Origin of the sequence: Xanthomonas arboricola pv. juglandis (assembly GCF_905367715.1) — a bacterium.
In the GTDB taxonomy this organism is placed as follows: domain Bacteria; phylum Pseudomonadota; class Gammaproteobacteria; order Xanthomonadales; family Xanthomonadaceae; genus Xanthomonas; species Xanthomonas arboricola.
The window spans coordinates 3927776-3948421 of sequence record NZ_HG999362.1 but is presented as its reverse complement, the minus strand read 5'-3'; the positions used below and the strand labels follow the sequence as shown (position 1 = coordinate 3948421).

Sequence of the window (20646 nt, the reverse complement as noted above, 5' to 3'; positions counted from 1 at the left end):
CCGGGGACAGTGCGTAGTACCAATGGGCTATCGGCTCGGGCTGTGACGTACGGCCAGAATGCCCGCACCGGGTACCTGCTCAGGCACCCTCTATGTTCCCTCGGAGTGGCGTCATGCACATCAGCAAGCCTGCCGGCCCCTTGCCGGCGCCCGTCCCGTTTTACCGTCAGCTGTATTTCCAGGTGGTGGTGGCGATCGTCCTGGGTGCCCTGCTGGGCCACTTCGAGCCGGCCTTCGCCGAAAGCCTGAAGCCGCTGGGCGATGCCTTCATCAAGCTGGTGAAGATGATCATCGCCCCGGTGATCTTCCTGACCATCGTCACCGGCATCGCCGGCATGACCCACCTCAAGACGGTGGGCCGGGTCTTCGCCAAGTCGATGACCTACTTCCTGTTCTTCTCCACGCTGGCGTTGATCGTGGGCATGATCGTGGCGCACGTGGTGCAGCCCGGCGCCGGCATGAACATCAACCCGGCCGAGCTGGATCAGAGCGCGGTCAACACCTACGTGCAGAAGTCGCACGAGCTGAGCCTGGTCGGCTTCCTGATGGACATCATCCCGGCCACGCTGGTCAGCGCGTTCGTCGATGGCAACATCCTGCAGGTGCTGTTCGTGGCTGTGCTGTTCGGGATCGCGCTGGCCCTGGTCGGCGAGCGTGGCCGCCCGGTGCTGAGCTTCCTGGAAGCGCTGACCGCGCCGGTGTTCCGCCTGGTGCACATGCTGATGAAGGCCGCGCCGATCGGCGCGTTCGGTGCAATCGCCTTCACCATCGGCAAGTACGGGGTGGAATCGCTGGTCAATCTGGCCTGGCTCGTGGGGTCGTTTTACCTGACCTCGCTGTTCTTCGTGCTGGTGATCCTGGGCATCGTGTGCCGGTTGTGCGGCTTTTCGGTGCTCAAGCTGATCCGCTACCTCAAGGCCGAACTGCTGCTGGTGCTGGGGACCTCCTCGTCGGAGTCGGCACTGCCGTCGCTGATGGAAAAGATGGAAAAGGCCGGCTGCGAGAAGTCGGTGGTGGGCCTGGTGGTGCCGACCGGTTACTCGTTCAATCTGGATGGCACCAACATCTACATGACCCTGGCCGCGTTGTTCATTGCCCAGGCCACCAATGTGGACCTGAGCCTGGGCCAGCAGATCACCCTGCTGGCGGTGGCGATGCTCAGCTCCAAGGGTGCAGCCGGCGTGACCGGCGCCGGCTTCATCACCCTGGCCGCCACGCTGTCGGTGGTGCCGGACGTGCCGGTGGCCGGCATGGCGCTGATCCTGGGCGTGGACCGCTTCATGAGCGAGTGCCGCTCGCTGACCAACTTCATCGGCAACGCGGTTGCCACCGTGGTGGTGTCGCGCTGGGAAAATGCGCTGGACCGCGACCAGCTCAAGATGGTGCTGGATGGCGGCTCGCCGCCGTTGCAGGCACCGGTGGCCTCGACCGACGCCGTCGCCCCGATCAGCGCACGCTGATGCTTCCTACGGCCCTGTATTCCGTCGGCGTTGCCGGCGGGGTGCAGGGCCGTTTCCGCTTCCAGCGCACCCTGGCCGCAACGCACGACGCGCTGCAGCCTGCGATCTTCCTGCCGCGCCGACAGCTGCGCGACAGGCCCTTGTTCAGGCAGGAGGGTAGAATTCAGCCCTCCTGCGCCTTCGAGACCCACACAGCCGATGTCCAACGACGACTTCAAACAGGCCGCCCTCGACTATCACCGCCAGCAGCCGGCCGGCAAGATCAAGGTCACCGCGACCAAGCCGATGCTGACCCAGCGCGATCTGTCGCTGGCGTATTCGCCGGGCGTGGCCTTCGCCTGCGAGGCGATCGTCGAGGAACCCACCCAGGCCAGCGAGCTCACCGCGCGCGGCAATCTGGTGGCGGTGATCACCAACGGCACCGCCGTGCTGGGCCTGGGCAACATCGGCCCGCTGGCCTCCAAGCCGGTGATGGAAGGCAAGGGCGTGCTGTTCCAGAAGTTCGCCGGCATCGACGTGTTCGACATCGAGATCAACGAGAACGACCCGGACAAGCTGGTCGACATCATCGCCAGCCTGGAGCCGACCTTCGGCGGCATCAATCTGGAAGACATCAAGGCGCCGGAGTGCTTCATCGTCGAGCGCAAGCTGCGCGAGCGCATGAACATCCCGGTGTTCCATGACGACCAGCATGGCACCGCGATCATCGTCGGCGCCGCCGTGCTCAACGCGCTGGTGGTCACCGGCAAGAAGATCGAAGAGGTCAAGCTGGCCACCACCGGCATGGGCGCGGCCGGCATCTCCTGCGTCAACATGCTGGTCTCGCTGGGCCTGAAGCCGGAGAACATCCTGGCGCTGGACCGCGACGGCGTGATCCACACCGGCCGCACCGACCTGGACCCGGACAAGCAGCGCTACGCGCGCGACACCGACAAGCGCACCCTGGCCGAGATCGTCGAGGGAGCGGACATCTTCCTGGGCCTGTCGGCGGCCGGCATCCTCAAACCGGAGATGGTCGCCAGCATGGCGCGCCAGCCGGTGATCTTCGCGCTGGCCAATCCCAACCCGGAAATCACCCCGGAAGCGGCCAAGGCGGTGCGTCCGGACTGCATCATCGGCACCGGCCGTTCGGACTACCCGAACCAGATCAACAACGTGCTGTGCTTCCCGTATCTGTTCCGCGGCGCGCTGGACGTGGGTGCCACCGGCATCAACGAGGAAATGAAGATCGCCTGCGTCAAGGCGATTGCGGCGATGGCGCGGCGCGAAGCCTCCGACCTGGGCGCGGCCTATGGCGGCGAGACCCCGAGTTTCGGCCCGGAATACCTGATTCCGCGTCCGCTGGACCCGCGCCTGCTGGTGGAGCTGTCGTCCGCCGTTGCGCAGGCGGCGATGGATTCGGGCGTGGCCACGCGCCCGATCACCGACATGGAGGCCTATCGCGACAAGCTCGGCCAGTTCGTATACCGCACCAGCCTGATGATGAAGCCGGTCTACGACCGCGCGCGCGCCGACAAGCAGCGCGTGGTGTATGCCGAGGGCGAAGAGGAAGTGGTGCTGCGCGCGGTGCAGAACGTGGTCGACGAAGGCCTGGCGTTCCCGATCCTGATCGGCCGCCCGGACGTCATCGAGGCGCGCATCGAGCGCATGGGCCTGCGCCTGACCGCCGGGGTGGATTTCGAGATCACCAACATCCTCGACGATCCCCGCTTCAACGAATACTGGCAGTACTACCACGCGCTCACCGAGCGTCGCGGCGTGACCGTCACCGCCGCCAAGGAACTGATGCGCTCGCGTCCGACCCTGATCGCCGCGGTAATGGTGGCGCGTGGCGAAGCCGATGCGATGCTGTCCGGCGTGGTCGGCCGCTTCCACAAGAAGCTGGGCTACGCACGCAGCGTGATTCCGCTGGAGCCACGGGTAAGCTCCACCTCGGCGATGACCGGCGTGATCAACCAGCTGGGCGTGTTCTTCTTCCTGGACACGCATGTGCAGGAAGACCCGACCGTGGAGCAGGTGGTCGAGGCGACGCTGCAGGCTGCGTACCGCCTGAAGCTGTTCGGCATCGAGCCCAACATCGCGCTGCTGTCGCACTCCAACTTCGGCAGCCACGACTCGCGCGATGCGCTGAAGATGCGCCAGGTGCGCGAAGCCCTGCTCAAGCGCAAGCCCGAGCTCAACATCGACGGCGAAATGCAGGGCGACACCGCCTGGGACGAGGCGCTGCGCAAGCAGATCATGCCCAACAGCACGCTCAAGGGCCGCGCCAACCTGTTCGTGCTGCCGAACCTGGAGGCGGCCAACATCGCCTACAACCTGGTGCGCGTGTTCACCGACGGCGTGGCGATCGGCCCGATCCTGATGGGTATCTCCAAGCCGGTGCACATCCTCACCACCAGCGCCACCTCGCGCCGGGTGATGAACATGACCGCGATCGCGGCGGTGGATGCGCAGATCCGCCGGCAGCGCGATGCCGAGAAGAACGCCAGCGAAAAAAATAGCGGTTGAGATCCCCCACCGGGAAAACACCGCAAACCGATTCGCTAGCGGCACCAGACGCGCCGCACCAAGGCCCCTCTCCCATCGGGGCGACAAGGCACTGCTTGCGCGCCACTGGCACGCGTGCCTTGAAGCGCCCGCGCCGCAAGCGCGGGCCGGGGCGCGGAGCGGGGGTTGCGGTGAGGGGACGGTTCACCAGCGCTGCTGACGTTGCAGTGAAACCCCGCTCCGGCAGCCCTCGTGCAACTCCGTCGATTGCGTGAGCAGGTGCCTGCATCCTGCAGTCACCTGCCTGCAGAAAGCAGCGCGATCAGCGATGCGAGACCGGCGCCTCAACGCGCCGCAGGTTCAGCCCCCAACAACTCGATCTCCGCCAGCTGCAGTTTCGCAGGTGCGCTAAATCGCAGCCGATACTCGGCATACGCACCAGGTGCAGCAATGCGAAACGGCCGCGTCTGCAACGGCCAATCAAACGTTTCCTCGCGGCGCTGATCGACCACCTTCCACACACCATCGGCCATACGCGCTTCCAGCGTCCATCCGCTCGCCGTAATCGCCGCGTTGCCGCTGGTCAGCGTGTAGAGCGTCGGCGTGCCGCGCGCCATGCCGCTGAACCTCAGTGTCGATGCCGATGCAACTGCAGCGACCGTCCCCGCATCGTCGTCATGCAGTGCCGCGACATCGCCACCATCGGCCAACGTGATGCGGGCCGTATCTCCGAGCACATCGCGCAACGGGGCAGGGCGTTCACCCGCAGGCGTCAGCGACGGCGGCGCATCGTCCGGCCCCGTGCCCCAGCGCGAGGGCGTCGGCCCCATGACGAAGTCCAGCGTCGCGCCATTGGCGATGTCTGCATGCGGCAACCAGGTCTTGCGCCAGGGCTTGCCGTTGACCTTGAGCGATTGCACGTAGACGTTTTGCGGCGAATTCTGCGGCGCATTGACCGTCAGCGTCCCGCCGTTGGGCAAGCGCAGGCTGGCGTGCTTGAACAGCGGCGAGCCGATCACATACTCCGGCGTGCCCATGCGCAGCGGATACAGCCCCATTGCTGCGAACAGATACCACGCCGACATTTCGCCATTGTCCTCATCGCCGGGGTAGCCCTGGCCGATCTCGCTGCCCAGGTACAGGCGCGCCAGGATCTCGCGGGTCAGGCGTTGCGTCTTCCACGGCTGCCCGGCGTACAGGTACATCCACGGGATATGGTGCGCGGTCTGGTTGCTGTGCGCGTACATGCCCATGCGCACATCGCGCGCTTCGGTCATCTCGTGGATGGTGTCGCCGTAAGAGCCGGCGAACCTGGCCTCGGCGGTCTCGGGGGTGGCGAAGAACGTATCCAGCTTCGCTGCCAGGCCGGCGCGTCCTCCATACAACGCGGCCAGGCCTTGCCCATCGTGCGGTGCGGTGAACGCAAACGTCCAGCCGCTGGACTCGGTGTAATCGTGGCCCCAGACACGCGGATCGTACCGTGCCGCGTCCACGCGCCAGTTGCCGTCCGGGGTGCGGCCCTGGAAGAACCCGATCGCCGGATCGAACAATGCCGAATAGCCCGCCGCGCGGTGACGGAAATACAAAGCCTCGGTCGCGTAACGCTCGCGCGCCGTGGCTGTTTTCGCCTGCGTGGCCAGCGCATCGGCCATGTTGGCGATACCGAAGTCGTTGAGCGCGCCTTCCATCGACCACGACATGCCTTCGTGCGTGTCGGTGTCGGCATAACCGCGAAAGGTCGAACGCGCCATGCCCTTGCGGCCGACATGCCTGTCGGGCGCCACCACGGTGGCGTTCTTGCGTGCGGCAACATACGCCTCGAGCGGATCGAAGCCCTGCACGCCCTTGAGCCAGGCATCGGCAAAGGCCACGTCGGAACTGGTGCCGACCATCAGATCGGCATACCCGGGCGACGACCAGCGCGCCACCCAGCCGCCCGCGCGCGACTGCTCCAGAAAGCCTTGCACCAATGCACCGGCATCGTCGGGCGCGAACAAGGCGTACGCCGGCCACGCGGTGCGAAAGGTGTCCCACAAGCCGTTGTTGACATAGACCCGGCCATCGCGGATCGGCGCAAAGCTGCGCACCGCGCTGCCATCGATGTTGTCGTCCGACCAGCTGCTCTGGCTGGCGTAACGCCAGTCCGGTGCGCTGGCGCTGCCGACGTTCTCGTGGCCGGAGTTGGGATACAGGTGCAGGCGGTACAGGTTGGAGTACAGCGTGGTCTTCTGGTCGGCGCTGGCATCGGGCACTTCCAGGCGTCCCAGCAACGCATCCCAGGCGTCCTGCGCACGCGTGGCAACCTGCTCGAATGTTGCCTGCGGCGCGATTTCCAGGGCCAGGTTGTGCCTGGCCTGATCCAGCGAGATCAGCGAGGTGGCAATACGCATCTGCACCTGCCGGGTGCTGCCTGGATCGAACTTGATCCAGCCGGTGGGCCGGCCCGTGTCGCTCAGGCCGCTGGTTTTCCACGGCGTGTCGAAGCTGGCATGGACGTACATGCGCGTGGCGCCGGTCGATAGCCCGCTACGCACATCGGTGTAGCCGGAGAGCGTCTGTGTTGCCGCATCCAGGCGCAGCGCGCCGCGCGCGTCCACATTGTCGAACACCAGATTGGCATCGCCCTGCGCCGGGAAGCGAAAGCGGAACAGCGCGGCATGGTCGGTCGGTGCGATCTCGGCCTGGATCCCGTTGTCCAACTGCAGCGCGTAGCGATAGGGACGCGCAGTTTCATTGGCATGCGAAAACGCCAGCGCACGTTGTTTGCGATCGGCTGGCGGCACGCCGGCGGCCAACGACGGCATCACCTGAAAGGTCTGGCGGTCGCCCATCCACGGGCTGGGCTGATGGGTGAGCGACAACGCCTGCAGGCGCGGGCGATTGTCCGTGTCGTTGTGTTCGTTCCAGCGATACAGCCAGGTCAGCGTGCCCGCATCGGTCACCGGCGTCCAGAAGTTGAAGCCATGCGGCACGGCCGTTGCAGGGAAATTATTGCCGCGCGAGAACGTGCCATTGGACTGCGTGCCGCGCGTGGTCAGCACCCAATCTGACGGACGCGTTGCCGGCGTCAGCGGCACCTCGGCAAGCGCGATATCGTCGATCCAACCGGCACTGGTCGCGCCTGCGGGCGGCGCAACGTTCAGCTCGATCGCACGCACACGGCGCCCACGCAGGCCGGGCACGTCGCCCAGCCGCACCGCCTTGCGCGCCCATTGCTGCGGATACAGCGTCTTCGACTCGCCTTGCGCCTGCGCAGCGAGCGCGACGCCATGCTGATCCCGCGCAGCGCTGGCAGACACGCGCGTGCCGTCGTCCAGCAGCAGATCCAGGGACACGTAGGTCGACGCCACATGCTCGCCGTCCACACTCTCCGGCAATACCAGCCACGACAGCGTCGTATCGGCACCGATCGGGACATCGGCGGTAAACAAGGTGCGCCGCCCACCTTCAGCATGACTTTGATACCGCAATGCATGCGCACCGCTGTAGCCGGCGTTGGGCTTGGCCGCATACGGCGCGGCCGGGCCGGTGCCGATGGCAATCTGCACATCGCCTGCCGCCGCGCTCACCGGCAACGGCTGCCCGGGCTCGAACGAACTCGAAAACTCAATTGCCGCGCTCACCGACAGCGGCGCAGCGCAGCCCAGGGCGACAACCAGCCGGAGCCACAGCTCACGCGGGTGCAACAGCACAACAGACGAGGTCACGTGGCGATGTCTCCTTGGGTGCGATACCGCAGGGCAGGTCCGGCCGAGTGCTGCGGGCGATCCGGACACGGGGCGCAGGCGCGGGGCGGTGCGCCATGGTCAGGCGATGATAAGCGCGATGTCCGGGTGGGGTGGTCTGGCGCTGCCGGACCGGCAAGGTCGCAGCCCTGCCGGACCTGCCGCATCTCTCGAGGTTGCCGGCGCCCGCGCTGGCGCCGAGACCATCGCCACCCAAACCGGCGTCGCCCGCTCAATGGGCCGATCACCACGCAGGCTGCTAGAATCCGCGCTCTGCCTTTGCCTCTACGATCGTGCCGCCATGAGCCAGACCGCCACCGCGCCCGCCAATGCCGAATCGCGCTACACCGTGCATCGCAGCGATCTGCCGCTGAGCTGCCCGACGCCGCAGATGGCGTTGTGGAACTCGCATCCGCGCGTATACCTGCCGATCGAAGACGAGCCCAACTGCGAAGCCAAGTGCCCGTACTGCGGCGCGCTGTTCGTGCTCGCCGACTGAACCTGGCCGGATGCACCGCCTGACCGTGGTGCAACTGCTGCCGGCGCTGCAGTCCGGCGGCGTCGAGCGCTCCACCCTGGAAATCGCCGCTGCGCTGGTGCGCGCCGGCCACCGCGCGGTGGTGGTGTCGGCCGGCGGTCGCTTGGTCCAGCCGCTGCTGGAGGCGGGCGGCGAACATCTCACCCTGGACATCGGGCGCAAGTCGCTGCTGACCTTGCGCCATGTGGTCGGCCTGCGCCGGTTGTTCGCCGAACTGGGTGCCGACATCGTGCATGCGCGTTCGCGCCTGCCGGCCTGGTTGGGCTGGTACGCTTTGCGCGGCATGCCGCAGGCCACGCGGCCGCGCTTTGTCACCACCGTGCACGGGCTCAACTCGCCCAGCCGCTACAGCGCGGTGATGACCTACGGCGAGCGGGTGATCTGCGTGTCGCAGACGGTGCGCGAGTACGTCTGCACGCACTATCCGCAGACCGACAGCGCGCGCTTGCGCACGATACCGCGCGGTGTCGATATCGCGCAGTTTCCGCGTCGCCCGCATCCGGATCGCCACGCGCGCACCTGGGCACAGAGCATGCTGCCCGGCTTGCCGGCCGATGCACCACTGCTGCTGCTGCCCGGGCGCGGCACCCGCCTGAAGGGGCACACCGACGGTCTGCAACTGCTTGCCGACGTACGCGCTGCCGGCGTGCCGGCCTGGTTGTGGCTGCCGGGCGCGCGCGAGCCGGGCCGCGAGGCCTATCTGCGCGAGCTGGAAGCCGAGGCCACCAGGCTGGGCGTGGCCGAGGCGGTCGCCTTCAGCGAACCCACCGCACGCATCGCCGAGGCCTATGCCGCCAGCGATCTGGTGCTGCAGCTGTCGCGCAAACCCGAGGCCTTCGGCCGCACCGTGGTGGAGGCCTTGTCGGTAGGCCGGCCAGTGCTGGGGTGGGCGCATGGCGGCGTCGGCGAGCTGCTGGCCGAGTTGCAACCCGGCGGCGCGGTGCCGGCCTTCGATGCCGCTGCCTTGCGCACCCAGGCGCTTCATTTGCTGCAGCAGGCGCCGACACCGCCCGCCGTGCTTCCCTACACGTTGCAGGCCATGCAAGCGGCCACCCTGAAGGTCTATGACGAACTCCGCCGCTGAGGCCATCCCTCCCGCGTCCGTGCTGACGCCCGATGCCGGTCGCTGGGCGCCGCTGTGGGTGATCCTGTTCGTGGCGCTGTGGCCCACGCCCGGGCTGGCCGAGACGGTGTTGTCGCTGGGCGCGCTGTTTGCGGCGTATCGCCTGCTGCATGCGCGCTTCCGCGGCGGCACCCGGCTGCTCAGCGGTGCGGCCTGGGCGCTGACCAGTGTGTTGTTCTTCGCGTACTGGTTGCCGCAGATGCTGTCGGCGTTCGATGCGGTGGACGTGGGCCGCGCGCTGCGCAAGTCGGCCACCGATCTGCGCTATCTGCCTTTCATGTGGTTGTGCGCGATCGCGGTGGCCAATGCGCAGCGGCGTCGGCGCACCTTCACCGGCCTGGGAGTGATCGGCGCGGTGTGGACGCTGGATGCGCTGCTGCAGGCCGCGTTCGGCAACAGCCCGTTGTTCTTCGGCCTGGATCAGATCAAGCAGCTGATCAGCGGGCATGGCCTGTGCACGCCGCAGGAGCTGGCCCTGGTCGACCGCCTCAGCGGCGTGCTGGGGCCGTGCAACCTCAAGTTCGGCCAGACCCTGGCCAGCCTGTCGCCCTTCCTGTTGCTGGCGCTGGGCCGGCGCCATGCCTGGGCCTGGGCAGGCGCTGCGGCGGCGGTCGGGGTGGTGTTGGTGCTGGCCGGTTCGCGGGCGTCGTGGATCACCTATGGCGTGATCGTGCTGCTGTCCGGCTGGCAGTTGCTGGGTGGCCGTCGCCTGCTGGGAGTGGCGCTGATCGGCGCGCTGCTGGCGGCCGGCGTGGTGGCGGTGGCGCCGCAGGCGCGCGAGCGGATCCAGCGCACCGCCCTGGCCTTCAGCGATGGCGAGCAGGGCGTCGACCAGGCCCTGTCCGGACGTGCGCAGATCTGGGGCGCGGCGCTGTGCATGATCCGCGCGCATCCGCTCAATGGCGTGGGCGCACGCGGATTTCGGCAGGCGTATCCGGCCTGCAATCCGGCCCCCGCGCAGGCGCCTGCATGGGGCGACGGGCCGGCCTTCCATGCGCACCAGATCGTGCTGGAAATCCTGGCCGAAACCGGGGTGATCGGCTTGCTGCTGTGGCTGGCCGGTGCGGCCCAGGCTTGGCGCGCGTGGCGCTACTCCAGCCTGGCCGCGCGCGCGCAGGCACGCCCGGCAATGATCGCGCTGGTGGCAACCGTGTTCCCGCTCAATACGCATCTGGCGTTCTATTCCAGCTTCTGGGGCGGGCTGAGCCTGATGCTGGCCGGCCTGTATGCCGGTGCCTTGCTCAACGACGACGCAGATCAGCCCCCGCCGCGCTGACTCGCCGCACATCCGTGCGCTGCTGCGGCTGCACGCAGCGCAGGCGTGAGACCCGCCGACATCAGCGATAGAATTCGCTGCGCCCGCCCGGCTGGCGCTTGAAGCGCCGATGGATCCACAGGTACTGGTCCGGCGCCTCGCGCACCATGTCCTCAATCGCCGCATTGACCTGCGCGGTATCGGCGATCACATCGTCGGAAGGGATGTCTGCCAGCGGCGGTGCGATCTTGAGGATGTAGCGGCCACCTTCGCGCCGATGGAAGTACGGCACCACCGCGCAGCCGGTCAGCCGCGCCAACTGGTGGGTGGCGGTGATGGTGGAAGCCGGATGCCCGAAAAACGGCACGAACACGGTGTCCTTGCCGCGCATGTCCTGATCCGGCGCGTACCACAGGAAACCGCCGCGCTTGAGGTGCTTGATGGTGGCGCGCAGATCCTCGTTGGCAAACATGTGCGTGGCATAGCGCAGCCGCCCGCGCTTGACCGCCCACTCGAACACCGGATTGCGATGCCTGCGGTACATGCCGGCCAGCGGCACGTAATCGCATAGCAGCCGCCCGCACATCTCCAGCGTCATGAAGTGGCCGGACACCAGCAACACGCCGCGCTTTTGTTCCTGCAGACGCTGCAGATGTTCCAGCCCTTCGACCTGCACACCCGGACGGATGGCATCGATGCTGCCCCACCAGGCACGCGCGAATTCGAACAGGCCCACGCCCAGCGCATCGAAACTGTCGCGCAACAGCCGCGCCCGCCAGGCATCGTCCTGTTCGGGAAAACATAGCGTGAGGTTGACCTCGGCAGCGCGCCGACGCGTGCCGGCCAGGCGCATCGCGATCCAGCCCACGCCACGGCCGAGCGCACGCTGCAGCGTCCAGGGCAGGCGCCCGGCGATCACCATGACGGCAAGGGCCAGATACATCGGCCAGTGCCTGGGGTTGCGCAGGGAAGGGCGGACAGCGACGTTGGCGGGTTCGGACATGCGCCAATTCTAAGGGATCATGCGCGCGCGGCAGCGTGCACATGCGCACGCCGCAACGCTCCCGTATCCTGCACCGATGCGGAAAGACCCGATCGAATGGCTGTTGCGCGGACTGTATTCGGCGCTGTTGTACCTGTTGCTGCCGGTGACGGTGTACCACCTGGTGTGGCGCGGTTTTCGCGTGCGCGAATACTTCAACCGCTGGAACGAGCGCTATGCCTCCTACACGCATGCCTGCGGTCGCCCGCGCGTATGGGTGCATGCGGTGTCGGTGGGCGAGGTCAATGCCGCCGCGCCGCTGGTCAACGCCTTGCGCGCGCAGCGTCCGGATATCCGCTGGGTTATCACCACCATCACCCCCACCGGCTCCGAGCGCGTGCGCGCGGTCTGGGGCGATGCGGTGGACCACGTGTATCTGCCCTACGACGTACCCGGCAGCGTCGGCCGGTTCCTGGAGCATTTCCGGCCGCGGCTGGCGTTGATCCTGGAAACCGAGCTGTGGCCTAACATGTTGTTCGGCTGCCGCGACCGCAGGATTCCAGTGTACATCCTCAATGCGCGGCTGTCGGCGCGCTCGCTGCGTGGCTATCGCCTGCTGGCGCCGTTGATCAGCCGCGCGCTGCGCAGCGTCACCTGCGTGGCGGCGCAGTCGTACGACGATGCCGAACGTTTCATCACGCTGGGTGCGCGGCCCGACCAGGTGATCGCGCTGGGCAATCTCAAATTCGATATCGCCGCGCCAGCGCAGTTGCAGGCGCTGGTCGCGCAGTTCCATACGCATGTGCCGGCAACGCGGCCGGTGTGGATTGCCGCCAGCACGCACGAAGGCGAGGAAGCGGCCGTGGCCGACATCCATGCGCGCCTGCTGCTGCAGTTTCCTGATCTGCTGATGTTATGGGCACCGCGCCACCCAGAGCGCTTTCCCAAGGTCGAGGCCGTGGCGCGCGAGCGTGGCTGGGCCGTGTCCACGCGCAAGAGCCAGCAATGGCCGCAGGCGCGCGACAAGGTGTTTGTCATCGATACCCTGGGCGAGCTGATGAGCTTCTACGCCTGCGCGCAGGTCGCCTTCGTCGGCGGCAGCCTGCAACCGATCGGCGGGCACAATCTGCTCGAACCCGCAGCAGTCGGCACGCCGGCAGTCACCGGCCCGCATCTGCACAATTTCTCGGAGATTTCGCGGCGCATGCGCGAGGCCGATGCGGTGGCCATCTGCGACGATGCCGACAGCGTCTACCACGATCTTGCACGCCTGCTCGGAGACCCTGCCCAGCGGGAGGCGATGGCCGCAGCAGGGCTGGCCTTGGTCGCCAATGGCAAGGGCGCGGTGGCGCGGACGCTGGTGCAGATCGCGCCGGACCTGCCACCGGTGGTGAGCGAGGGCGCGGCGTCCTGAGGATGTCACTGCGCCTGCACTGCAGCGTTGCAGTGATCCTGCCGCAGTCACGCTAATGCGCGTCATCCAACGAGCTTGGAGTGCCAACAGGACGTGGCGATCGCGCAGTCGTGTGATCAGCCGCTTTGGGCGTCATCTGGAGAGTCTCAAGCCGCATTGGTCGAGCGTGCGGTGTCCTCGCCGCTCGCGGGACATGCCGTGAATCCCGCCGTGGAGGCTCGGTGGCGGCATCCATGCCGCCACACGGTCCCGCAACCGGCGAGGACACTGCAGCAGAGAGTTCGCCGGTTGTTTTGTTGAAATTGCTTGCAAACTTGCACACCGACCATCTCGACTGGTCCTTGCCGTTCACTGTCGCGGGACCTGACGCGGCATGGAGGCCGCGTAAGAGCTTACAGGGACGTACTTGCAGCGTGTCCCGCGATGGTGGGCGGGCAAGGGCCCTGCAGCCAAGTCGCAGATCAGCTGCTAATGCCGCAGTCATCGCAGTCATCGCAGGTATCGCACGCAGCCAGGTACGCGCGTGCATCGGACATAAAAAAGGCGGGCCTGCGCCCGCCTTTTTAGTTACCTATCCGCCCGCATTACTGCAGCGAGCCACTGCCCTGCAGCTTGGACTCGGCATCCTGCGACAGCAGGCGATTCACGTCCTGCAGGTCGGTGATGTCGAGCTTGCCGATCGCCTGGCCCAGCAGCAGACGGTTCTGCAGGAAGTTGTAGCGCGACTGCGCATAGTTCAACTGCGCCTGGAACAAGGTGCGCTGGTTCTGCACCACGTCCAGCACGGTGCGCGTACCGACTTCCAGACCCACCTGCGAGGCGTCGTATGCGGCCTGCGCGGAGACCACGGCCAAACGGCGTGCTTCCACTTCGCTGATGCCGGCGACCACAGTCTGGTAGGCATTGCGCGTGTTGCGATCCAGCGCGCGCTTCTGCTGCTCGTAGGTGTCCTGCTGGATATCGCGCTGCGACAGCGCCTGACGGACTGCGGACTGCGTTGCGCCGCCGGCGAAGATCGGAATCGACAGCGTGATGCCGATCGAATCGGTATCGATGTCGCGGCCGCTGGTGGTGAAGTTGCCGGCCGCCTGGTCGACGGTGCCTGCGCCTCCCCAGCTGTTGGTGCGGCCGATGTTGGCGCCAAGGTTCAATGTTGGGTAGTGGCCCGCACGCGCGGCATTGACCTGCGCCTCGGCAGCGCTGACCTGCAACTGCTGCGCCTTCAACGCCGGGTTATCGGCGATGGCAGTGGAGACCAACTGGTCAACATTGCTGTAGGCGGCAGGTACTTCCGGGCGGAATTCTTCCGGCAACGCGCGCAAGCCGACGACGGGCTGGCCGGTAAGCTCGGTCAGTGCCTGGTAGTAATCCTTGAGCGTATTGCGGGCATTGATGGTGTCGGCGCGCGCCTGGTCATACTGAGCGCGGGCTTCGTGCACGTCGGTGATCGGTGCCAGGCCCACTTCCAGCCGCTTGTCGGCGTAGTCGAACTGCTTTTTGGCAGCCGCTTCGTTGGTCTCTGCCGCCGCCAGCGATTCGATGCCGACCAGTACCTGGAAATACGCCGCCGAGGTGCGGGTGATCAGGTCGTTGTTGGCCGATTCCAGCGTGAAGTCCGCCGCCTTGGCCACTTCGCGCTGTGCACGCAGATTGGCGAACTGCGCCCAGTTGAAGATGGTCTGGTTGCCCTGGATCGCGTACTGACGTTGCTTGGTGGTCGAACGGCCATCCACGCCTTCCAGCTCGCGGTGCGACTGGGTGTACCCGGCGGTGCCATCCAGCTGCGGCAACAGCGCCGCACGCGCCTGCACCTGACCTTCCCGGTTGACCAGGCGGGTGGACTCGGCCACTGCCAGCTGCGGATCGCCGTTGCGGGCCATTTCGTAGACCTGCAGCAGATCGGTGGCGTTCGCAGCCATCGGAGACAGGGCGGCGGCCAGCGCCAGGACGAGGGATCGGCGGATCATCGGGGAAGCTTCCTTGGGAATCAGAATTGGAATCGGGGCGTCGGTGCGGCGCCCTGGAGATAGGCGAGGTCGGTTTCGAACAACGATTCGATGCGCGGCGCGTTGACGTCGCCACGGACCAGGACCGCTTCCATCACCGGATCGTGACCGCGCACCACGAACAGCCGGCCGTTCGGGCGCAGCCACTGCAGCCACTGCGTCGGCAGCGACTCGACCGCGCCGGTCACGCAGATGGCATCGAAGCGACGCTCGCTCTGCCAGCCGAACACGTCGGCGGTCTCGATCCGCACGTTGCTGCCCAGGCCGCTGCTATCCAGATTGGCGCGTGCAGCGGCGGCCAGTGCCGGGTCGATCTCCAGGCTCAGCACTTCGCGGGCCAGCGCGGCCAGGCAGGCAGTGGAAAACCCGCTGCCGGTGCCGATTTCCAGCACGTCTTCGCCCGGCTGCAGATCCAGCGCCTGCAACATGCGGCCTTCCACTACCGGCTTCATCATCTTGTGGCCGGCCGACAGCGGGATTTCCACATCGACATAGGCCAGGGTCTTGTAGGCCTCGGGCACGAAGGCTTCGCGCGGCAGGCGCGCCAGCACCTCGAGCACGCGCAGGTCCAGCACGTCCCACGGCCGGATCTGCTGTTCGACCATCTTTTCGCGGGCCTGGGAGAAATCGATCGTCATGGTGCGGTTATCCAACGCGGTGGGGCAGGCATTTTACCGGTGCACGGGGCAACTGGCGCATCTAGCATCGCTGCGCGCCGCCAAACGGCGCAGTGCCGGAAGTCATCGCCACCAAAGGCCGGGGGCGGTCAGCGCGGCGCATACGCCCTCAGGAAAAAATCCACGCTGGCCTGCAGGTGCTCGTCCACCTGCGCGCGGGTGGGCTGGCCATGCAGGCCGCACATCATCAGCGCATACAGCTCGCCCTTGAGCAGGCAGAAGAACTGCGAGGCCGCACGCGCCACGTCGTCGATCTTCAGCTGGCCATCGGCCACGCGCGCGGACAGGAAATCCGCCAGCGCCTGCTGGGTTCGCTTGGGGCCGGCGTCCCAGAACATCTCGCGCACATGTACGTCGCCGGTGCCGGGCGCCATCATCATGCGGTGGGTGGCAATGGCCGAGTCGGTGCTGACCATGGCGAAGAAGGCGTCGGCGATTTCGATCAGCTGATCGCGCAGTGCACCCTTGGGGGCGTGGTCGAACAGGTCGTCCGGCATCATGTGCTGGCATTGCGCACGGATCGCCTCGGAAAACAGGCTCTCCTTGTCGCCAAAATGACTGTAGACCGTGAGCTTTGACACGCCCGCCTGCGCGGCGATGCCATCCATGCTGACACCGGCATACCCCTGCTCCATGAACATGGTGCGGGCAGCGCCCAGGATGGCGGCGCGTTTCCCAAGATCCTTGGGCCGTCCGGGGCCGTTGCTCTTGGCCTTGGACTTGAGGGGGGGCGAGCTGGACATGGTGTCAATACTAGACCATCGGGTTCTATATTTATACTCGCCGCCCGCCAAACCCTTTGAAGCGCTCAGGAACGGTCGCGCCACCGCGTTAGCTGCGCACCAGCTTGGTTATGGCCGGTAATTGTTTCAACTGAATGCCTCCCGGTGTCATGGTGCGTCCCATCCTTGTGGGGAATCCACCTAGCGCGCTGAAAAACCCCCGGTGATAGATTGACTAACGGTCTGTCGGCGCATGTCGGCAGCCCCTTTTGCCAGCACAACGAGGGGATGGGAGAGCGTGGACAGGGTCGGGGCGCATGCGCATACAGGCTGCGTCCGCAGCACATGCGTGCGGCGGACCGGGCTGCTGTGGCGATGGGCGTTGCTGGCCTGCATCCTGCTCGGCGTGTGGCCGGCCGGCGCCCAGCCGCCGACCCATACCGCGTATCACACCGTCACGCGCTGGAGCATGGACGACGGCCTGCCACACAATCTGGTGCATGCGGTGGCGCAGGGCGCCGATGGCCTGATCTGGCTGGGTACCTGGGAAGGCGTGGCGCGCTTCAACGGCCGCGACTTCACCGTGTATGACCGCCAGAACACACCGGGCGTCGAGCTGGGGGGCGTGTTCGTGGTGGTACGGGACAGCACCGGTGGGATGTTGTTCGGCACTGCATTCGACGGGGTCTACCACTACCAGGACGGCCACTGGCAGCAACTGGGCGACGCTTCGGCGCGGCACCTGGCAGTCAGTGCACTGCTGCGACGCGCCGATGGCGCGCTGTGGGTCGGCACGCCGCAGACGCTGTACCGCATCGAGCCGGACGGGCGGGTGGTGGACGTCGGTCGCCAGGCCGGCCTGCCGCGCGCGCGCATCACCGCGCTGGCGGCCGAGGGCGACGGCGCTTTGTGGGTGGGTACCGAAGTCGGGCTCTATCGTCTGCCCCGCGGTGGCAGTGCGGCCGAGGCCTGGGGCAAGGCGCATGGGATGCGCGCCGCACCGGTGCGGCGGCTGGCCGGCGATCGTCAGGGCGGCCTGCTGGTTGCTGGCGATGACGGCGTGTGGTGGTGGAGCCGCGGCGGCGGCCTGCAGCGGTTCCGCCAGGGCCAGCGGGTGGATGCATTGCTGCTGGATCGGCGCGGGCATCTGTGGATGAGCTTGCCCTCAGGCACGCTGGTGGTCCACAGCGGCGCGGATGCGCCGGACGAACAGATCGCCATTTCCGGAGTCGCCAGCCCGGCGCTGCTGGAAGACGCCGAGGGCCTGATCTGGGTCGGCAGCACGCACGGCCTGTTCCGCATTGCCGAAGGCGCCGCGCACGGCATCACCCACGAAGACGGGCTGGCCTCGGACTATGTGCGCACGGTGCTGCAGACCGGCGACGGCACCGTGTGGGTGGGCAGCGCGGTGGGCCTGGACCGTTGGAGCAACAATCGGATCAGCCGCGTGTCGGTGGTGCCGAACCAGGGCGGACGCGTGCTGGAGCAGTCGGTGCTGGCCCTGGCCGACGCCGGCGATGGCGGCGTCTGGGCCGGCACCTACAGCCAGGGCGTGGTGCGGCTGGATGCGCAAGGTCGCGTGCTGGCGCGCATCGGTGCGGCCGACGGCCTGCCGTCGCTGTCGGTGCGCGCGGTGTTGCCGGATGGCCAGACGCTATGGATCGGCACCACGGCCGGGCTGGTGCGCTGGCGCGATGGCAAGGCACGCCGCTACACCGCCGCCGATGGCGTGCCCGATGGCTCGGTGCAGGTGCTGTATCGCGACACGCTGGGCACTGTGTGGATCGGCACCGATCGCGGCATGACCGCGCTGTCGGCAAACGGCAGCACGCGCGCATGGCTGGGCGAGCAGGATTTTCCCGGGCAGAACGCCTTCGATTTCCTGCGCGATGCCAAGGGCGACCTGTGGATCGCCAGCGATCGCGGTCTGCTGCGCCTGAGTGGTGAGACCTTCCGCGTCTACGACCATCGGGTCGGGCTGCCGCGCGACAAGGTGTTCCGGGTGATCGATGACGGCCGCGGTTACTTCTGGTTGTCGAGCAACCATGGCGTGTTCCGCATCGCGCGCAGCGACTTCGACCAGCTCGATGCCGGCACGCGCGAGCAGTTGAGCGTTGAGGTGGTGGATCGCAGCGACGGCATGCCCGGCAATCAGGGCAACGGCAGCAGCGCGCCTGCCGGTTGGATGACGCAGTCCGGGCAGCTGCTGTTCCCCACCGCTGCAGGCCTGGGCGTGATCGATCCGGCGCGCGTGGGCACCTTGCAAGGCCATCGCGTGCCGATCGTGTTCGAGCGCCTGCTGGTCGACGGCATGGTGCAGCCGCTCAATGGCCTGCATCGCTTCGGTGCGGAGACCCGGCGCATCGCCATCGGCTATGCCGGGTTGAATTTCCGTGGCCCGGACAAGGTGCGCTACCGCTACCGGCTGGAGGGCTTCGACCCGGACTGGGTGGACGCCGACAGCACCAGCGAGGCGGTCTACACCAATCTGCCGCCGGGCCGTTTCCGCTTCCGTGTCCAGGCGATGTCGCTGCCGGTGGACTGGCGACAGACCGCGCTGTTGGGCGAATCCAGCCTGGTGATCGCGCTGGCGCCGCCGTGGTGGCGGCGTGGCGAAGTGATCGCCCTGGGCATCCTCGGGCTGGGCAGCCTGATCTACGGGTTTTATCTGTGGCGTACCGCCAGTTATCGCCGCCGGCAGCGCCAGCTCAATACGGTGATCGACGCACGCACACGCGAGCTGAGCGACAAGAACCTCGCGCTGCAGCAGGCCAGCCAGGAGCGCGAAGCGCTGATGCGCCAGCTCGAATACCGCGCCAGCCACGACGTGCTGACTGCCCTGCCGAATCGGCGCGAGGCCGAGCGGGTTCTGCAGCAATGGTTCGACGATGCGCACGCCGGTGGCGCCCCGTTGGCGTTGGTGCTGATGGATATCGACCACTTCAAGCACATCAACGACGAATACGGCCACGAGGTCGGTGACGCGGTGCTGTCCGCGATCGGCGAAGCACTCAGTGAACAGGATCGGGCGCAGTGCTTTGCCGCGCGCCACGGTGGCGAAGAGTTTCTGCTCGCGGCAGTGGGTGTGGACGCGGCACAGGCGCGCGCGCTGTTCGAACGCATGCGCCAGCGGCTCGCCGCGATCGCTGTCCAGACGCAGGGCACCACGGTGCGCTGCACCGCCAGCATGGGCATGGCGATGAGCGATGAGGCACCGAGCCGGCGCGAATTGCTGGCACTGGCAGACCGCCGTCTGTACCAGGCCAAGCGGCTGGGGCGCGATCGGTTGGTGGATCAATAAGGCTGCTGCGTTGCCGGCTGCGCTGGACTGCTGCGCTCACGTCTGCAGCTGGTCCGCCTGCGCATGCAACAACGCGACAAATGCCTGCGCGGCACGCGACAGGGTGCGCCCGCCATGGGTCACGCAGCCCAGCTCGCGCGACAGCGCCACATCCGGCAGCGGCAGCGCCACGATCTGATGATCGATCATGCGCTCCGGCAACACGCTCCACGCAAGGCCCACCGACACCAGCATCTTGATCGTCTCCAGATAGTTGGTGGTCATGCGCAGGCTAGGCACCAGGGCGCGCTCGGCGAACAGGCCGGCGACGATGCGATGGGTGAAGGTGCCCGGGTCGGGCAGCACCGCCGGATGCGCCACCACATCTTCCAGCGACACCGCGCGCAATGCGGCCAGCGGGTGATCCGGTGCCACCACGAACTGCAGGCGGTCATGCCAGATCGGTTGCGCGCGCAGCGGCGCACGCGTATCCGGTGCCAGCGTGGTGACCGCCAGCTCCACCTCGCCGCGCAGCACCGCGGCATAGGCCAGCTCCGAATCCAGAAACTGGATGTCCAGCGCGGCCTGCGGGTGTTGCGCAGCGAAGCCGCGCAGCAGGGCAGGCAGGCGGTGCAGGCCGACATGATGGCTGGTGGCCAGGCTCAGGCGCCCGCCGACTGCCGCGCCAAGATGCTCCAGCACGCGGCGGGTGTCCTGCAGCTCGGCCAGGATGCGTTGCGCGCGCGGCAGCAAGGCCTGGCCGGCCTCGGTCAGCACCACCTGGCGGCCAAGGCGGTCGAACAGCCGCGCCGACAGTTGCGCTTCCAGCAAGGCGATCCGTTTGCTCACCGCCGGCTGGGTGAGATGCAAGGCCTCGCCGGCTGCTGAAAAGCTGCCGCTCTCGGCGATCGCCACGAAGGCGCTGAGGCTTGCCAGGTCCATTGCCATTCCCAAATTTCATTTGTTGAATAAACAAT

The 20646-nt window shown here is 67.1% G+C and carries 13 protein-coding genes; 7 read left to right on the top strand and 6 right to left on the bottom strand.

Annotated features, from left to right (window positions below; genetic code table 11):
• Window positions 1–113 precede the first annotated feature (113 nt).
• Entirely contained in the window at window positions 114–1460 is a 1347-nt protein-coding gene (locus tag KHN93_RS17000) for a dicarboxylate/amino acid:cation symporter (protein WP_104560010.1), read from the top strand.
• A gap of 198 nt (window positions 1461–1658) precedes the next feature.
• The gene (locus tag KHN93_RS16995; protein ID WP_016902553.1) at window positions 1659–3968 is read left to right on the top strand and encodes an NADP-dependent malic enzyme; all 2310 of its coding nucleotides are present in this window, start codon (window positions 1659–1661) and stop codon (window positions 3966–3968) included.
• Between the two features lie 323 nt (window positions 3969–4291).
• Here KHN93_RS16995 and KHN93_RS16990 read toward each other — a convergent pair whose 3' ends face one another.
• Window positions 4292–7654 (bottom strand): GH92 family glycosyl hydrolase, encoded by a 3363-nt coding sequence (locus KHN93_RS16990; protein ID WP_211920873.1) that lies wholly within the window; start codon window positions 7652–7654, stop codon window positions 4292–4294.
• 319 nt (window positions 7655–7973) lie between these two features.
• Between KHN93_RS16990 and KHN93_RS16985 the strand changes: the two genes are divergently transcribed.
• Genes KHN93_RS16985 through KHN93_RS16975 form a run of 3 tightly spaced genes read left to right on the top strand, consistent with a single transcriptional unit; the run spans window position 7974 to window position 10609 of the window.
• Window positions 7974–8171, top strand: a complete 198-nt coding sequence (locus KHN93_RS16985; protein WP_016902555.1) for a zinc-finger domain-containing protein — start codon at window positions 7974–7976, stop codon at window positions 8169–8171.
• Window positions 8172–8181: 10 nt separating this feature from the next.
• Window positions 8182–9294, top strand: a complete 1113-nt coding sequence (locus tag KHN93_RS16980; protein ID WP_102585243.1) for a glycosyltransferase — start codon at window positions 8182–8184, stop codon at window positions 9292–9294.
• On the top strand, window positions 9275–10609 hold the full coding sequence (locus tag KHN93_RS16975) for an O-antigen ligase family protein (RefSeq protein WP_104560008.1): 1335 nt from the start codon (window positions 9275–9277) through the stop codon (window positions 10607–10609). Before KHN93_RS16980 ends, KHN93_RS16975 begins: the two co-directional genes overlap by 20 nt.
• Before the next feature lie 61 nt (window positions 10610–10670).
• On the opposite strand, the gene KHN93_RS16970 is transcribed toward KHN93_RS16975, so the two are convergent.
• The gene (locus KHN93_RS16970) at window positions 10671–11591 is read right to left on the bottom strand and encodes an LpxL/LpxP family Kdo(2)-lipid IV(A) lauroyl/palmitoleoyl acyltransferase (RefSeq protein ID WP_102585242.1); all 921 of its coding nucleotides are present in this window, start codon (window positions 11589–11591) and stop codon (window positions 10671–10673) included.
• A 76-nt stretch (window positions 11592–11667) separates the two neighbouring features.
• On the opposite strand from KHN93_RS16970, the gene waaA reads away from it, so the two are divergent.
• Window positions 11668–12984: a lipid IV(A) 3-deoxy-D-manno-octulosonic acid transferase gene (gene waaA / locus KHN93_RS16965; RefSeq protein ID WP_104560174.1), complete on the top strand. Its 1317-nt coding sequence runs from the start codon at window positions 11668–11670 to the stop codon at window positions 12982–12984.
• Between the two features lie 584 nt (window positions 12985–13568).
• On the opposite strand, the gene KHN93_RS16960 is transcribed toward waaA, so the two are convergent.
• The 3 genes from KHN93_RS16960 to KHN93_RS16950 form a co-directional block, all read right to left on the bottom strand.
• Window positions 13569–14951, bottom strand: coding sequence for a TolC family outer membrane protein (locus KHN93_RS16960; RefSeq protein WP_104560007.1), 1383 nt, complete (start codon window positions 14949–14951; stop codon window positions 13569–13571).
• A 20-nt stretch (window positions 14952–14971) separates the two neighbouring features.
• Complete coding sequence (locus KHN93_RS16955) at window positions 14972–15628, bottom strand: protein-L-isoaspartate O-methyltransferase family protein (protein WP_024938983.1); 657 nt, start codon at window positions 15626–15628, stop codon at window positions 14972–14974.
• Between the two features lie 128 nt (window positions 15629–15756).
• Entirely contained in the window at window positions 15757–16410 is a 654-nt protein-coding gene (locus KHN93_RS16950) for a TetR/AcrR family transcriptional regulator (RefSeq protein ID WP_039525571.1), read from the bottom strand.
• 232 nt (window positions 16411–16642) lie between these two features.
• Between KHN93_RS16950 and KHN93_RS16945 the strand changes: the two genes are divergently transcribed.
• Complete coding sequence (locus tag KHN93_RS16945; RefSeq protein WP_425512707.1) at window positions 16643–19690, top strand: diguanylate cyclase; 3048 nt, start codon at window positions 16643–16645, stop codon at window positions 19688–19690.
• A gap of 36 nt (window positions 19691–19726) precedes the next feature.
• Here the strand turns inward: KHN93_RS16945 and KHN93_RS16940 are convergent, their stop codons facing one another.
• Complete coding sequence (locus tag KHN93_RS16940; RefSeq protein WP_039525576.1) at window positions 19727–20611, bottom strand: LysR family transcriptional regulator; 885 nt, start codon at window positions 20609–20611, stop codon at window positions 19727–19729.
• Between the last annotated feature and the right edge of the window lie 35 nt (window positions 20612–20646).

Bases quoted from the DNA above. Each gene is read 5' to 3' on its own strand.
- KHN93_RS17000 (WP_104560010.1), top strand. From the start codon at position 114: ATGCACATCAGCAAGCCTGCCGGCCCCTTGCCGGCGCCCGTCCCGTTT.
- KHN93_RS16995 (WP_016902553.1), top strand. From the start codon at position 1,659: ATGTCCAACGACGACTTCAAACAGGCCGCCCTCGACTATCACCGCCAG.
- KHN93_RS16985 (WP_016902555.1), top strand. From the start codon at position 7,974: ATGAGCCAGACCGCCACCGCGCCCGCCAATGCCGAATCGCGCTACACC.
- KHN93_RS16980 (WP_102585243.1), top strand. From the start codon at position 8,182: ATGCACCGCCTGACCGTGGTGCAACTGCTGCCGGCGCTGCAGTCCGGC.
- KHN93_RS16975 (WP_104560008.1), top strand. From the start codon at position 9,275: ATGACGAACTCCGCCGCTGAGGCCATCCCTCCCGCGTCCGTGCTGACG.
- KHN93_RS16970 (WP_102585242.1), bottom strand. From the start codon at position 11,591: ATGTCCGAACCCGCCAACGTCGCTGTCCGCCCTTCCCTGCGCAACCCC.
- waaA (WP_104560174.1), top strand. From the start codon at position 11,668: ATGCGGAAAGACCCGATCGAATGGCTGTTGCGCGGACTGTATTCGGCG.
- KHN93_RS16960 (WP_104560007.1), bottom strand. From the start codon at position 14,951: ATGATCCGCCGATCCCTCGTCCTGGCGCTGGCCGCCGCCCTGTCTCCG.
- KHN93_RS16955 (WP_024938983.1), bottom strand. From the start codon at position 15,628: ATGACGATCGATTTCTCCCAGGCCCGCGAAAAGATGGTCGAACAGCAG.
- KHN93_RS16950 (WP_039525571.1), bottom strand. From the start codon at position 16,410: ATGTCCAGCTCGCCCCCCCTCAAGTCCAAGGCCAAGAGCAACGGCCCC.
- KHN93_RS16945 (WP_425512707.1), top strand. From the start codon at position 16,643: ATGTCGGCAGCCCCTTTTGCCAGCACAACGAGGGGATGGGAGAGCGTG.
- KHN93_RS16940 (WP_039525576.1), bottom strand. From the start codon at position 20,611: ATGGACCTGGCAAGCCTCAGCGCCTTCGTGGCGATCGCCGAGAGCGGC.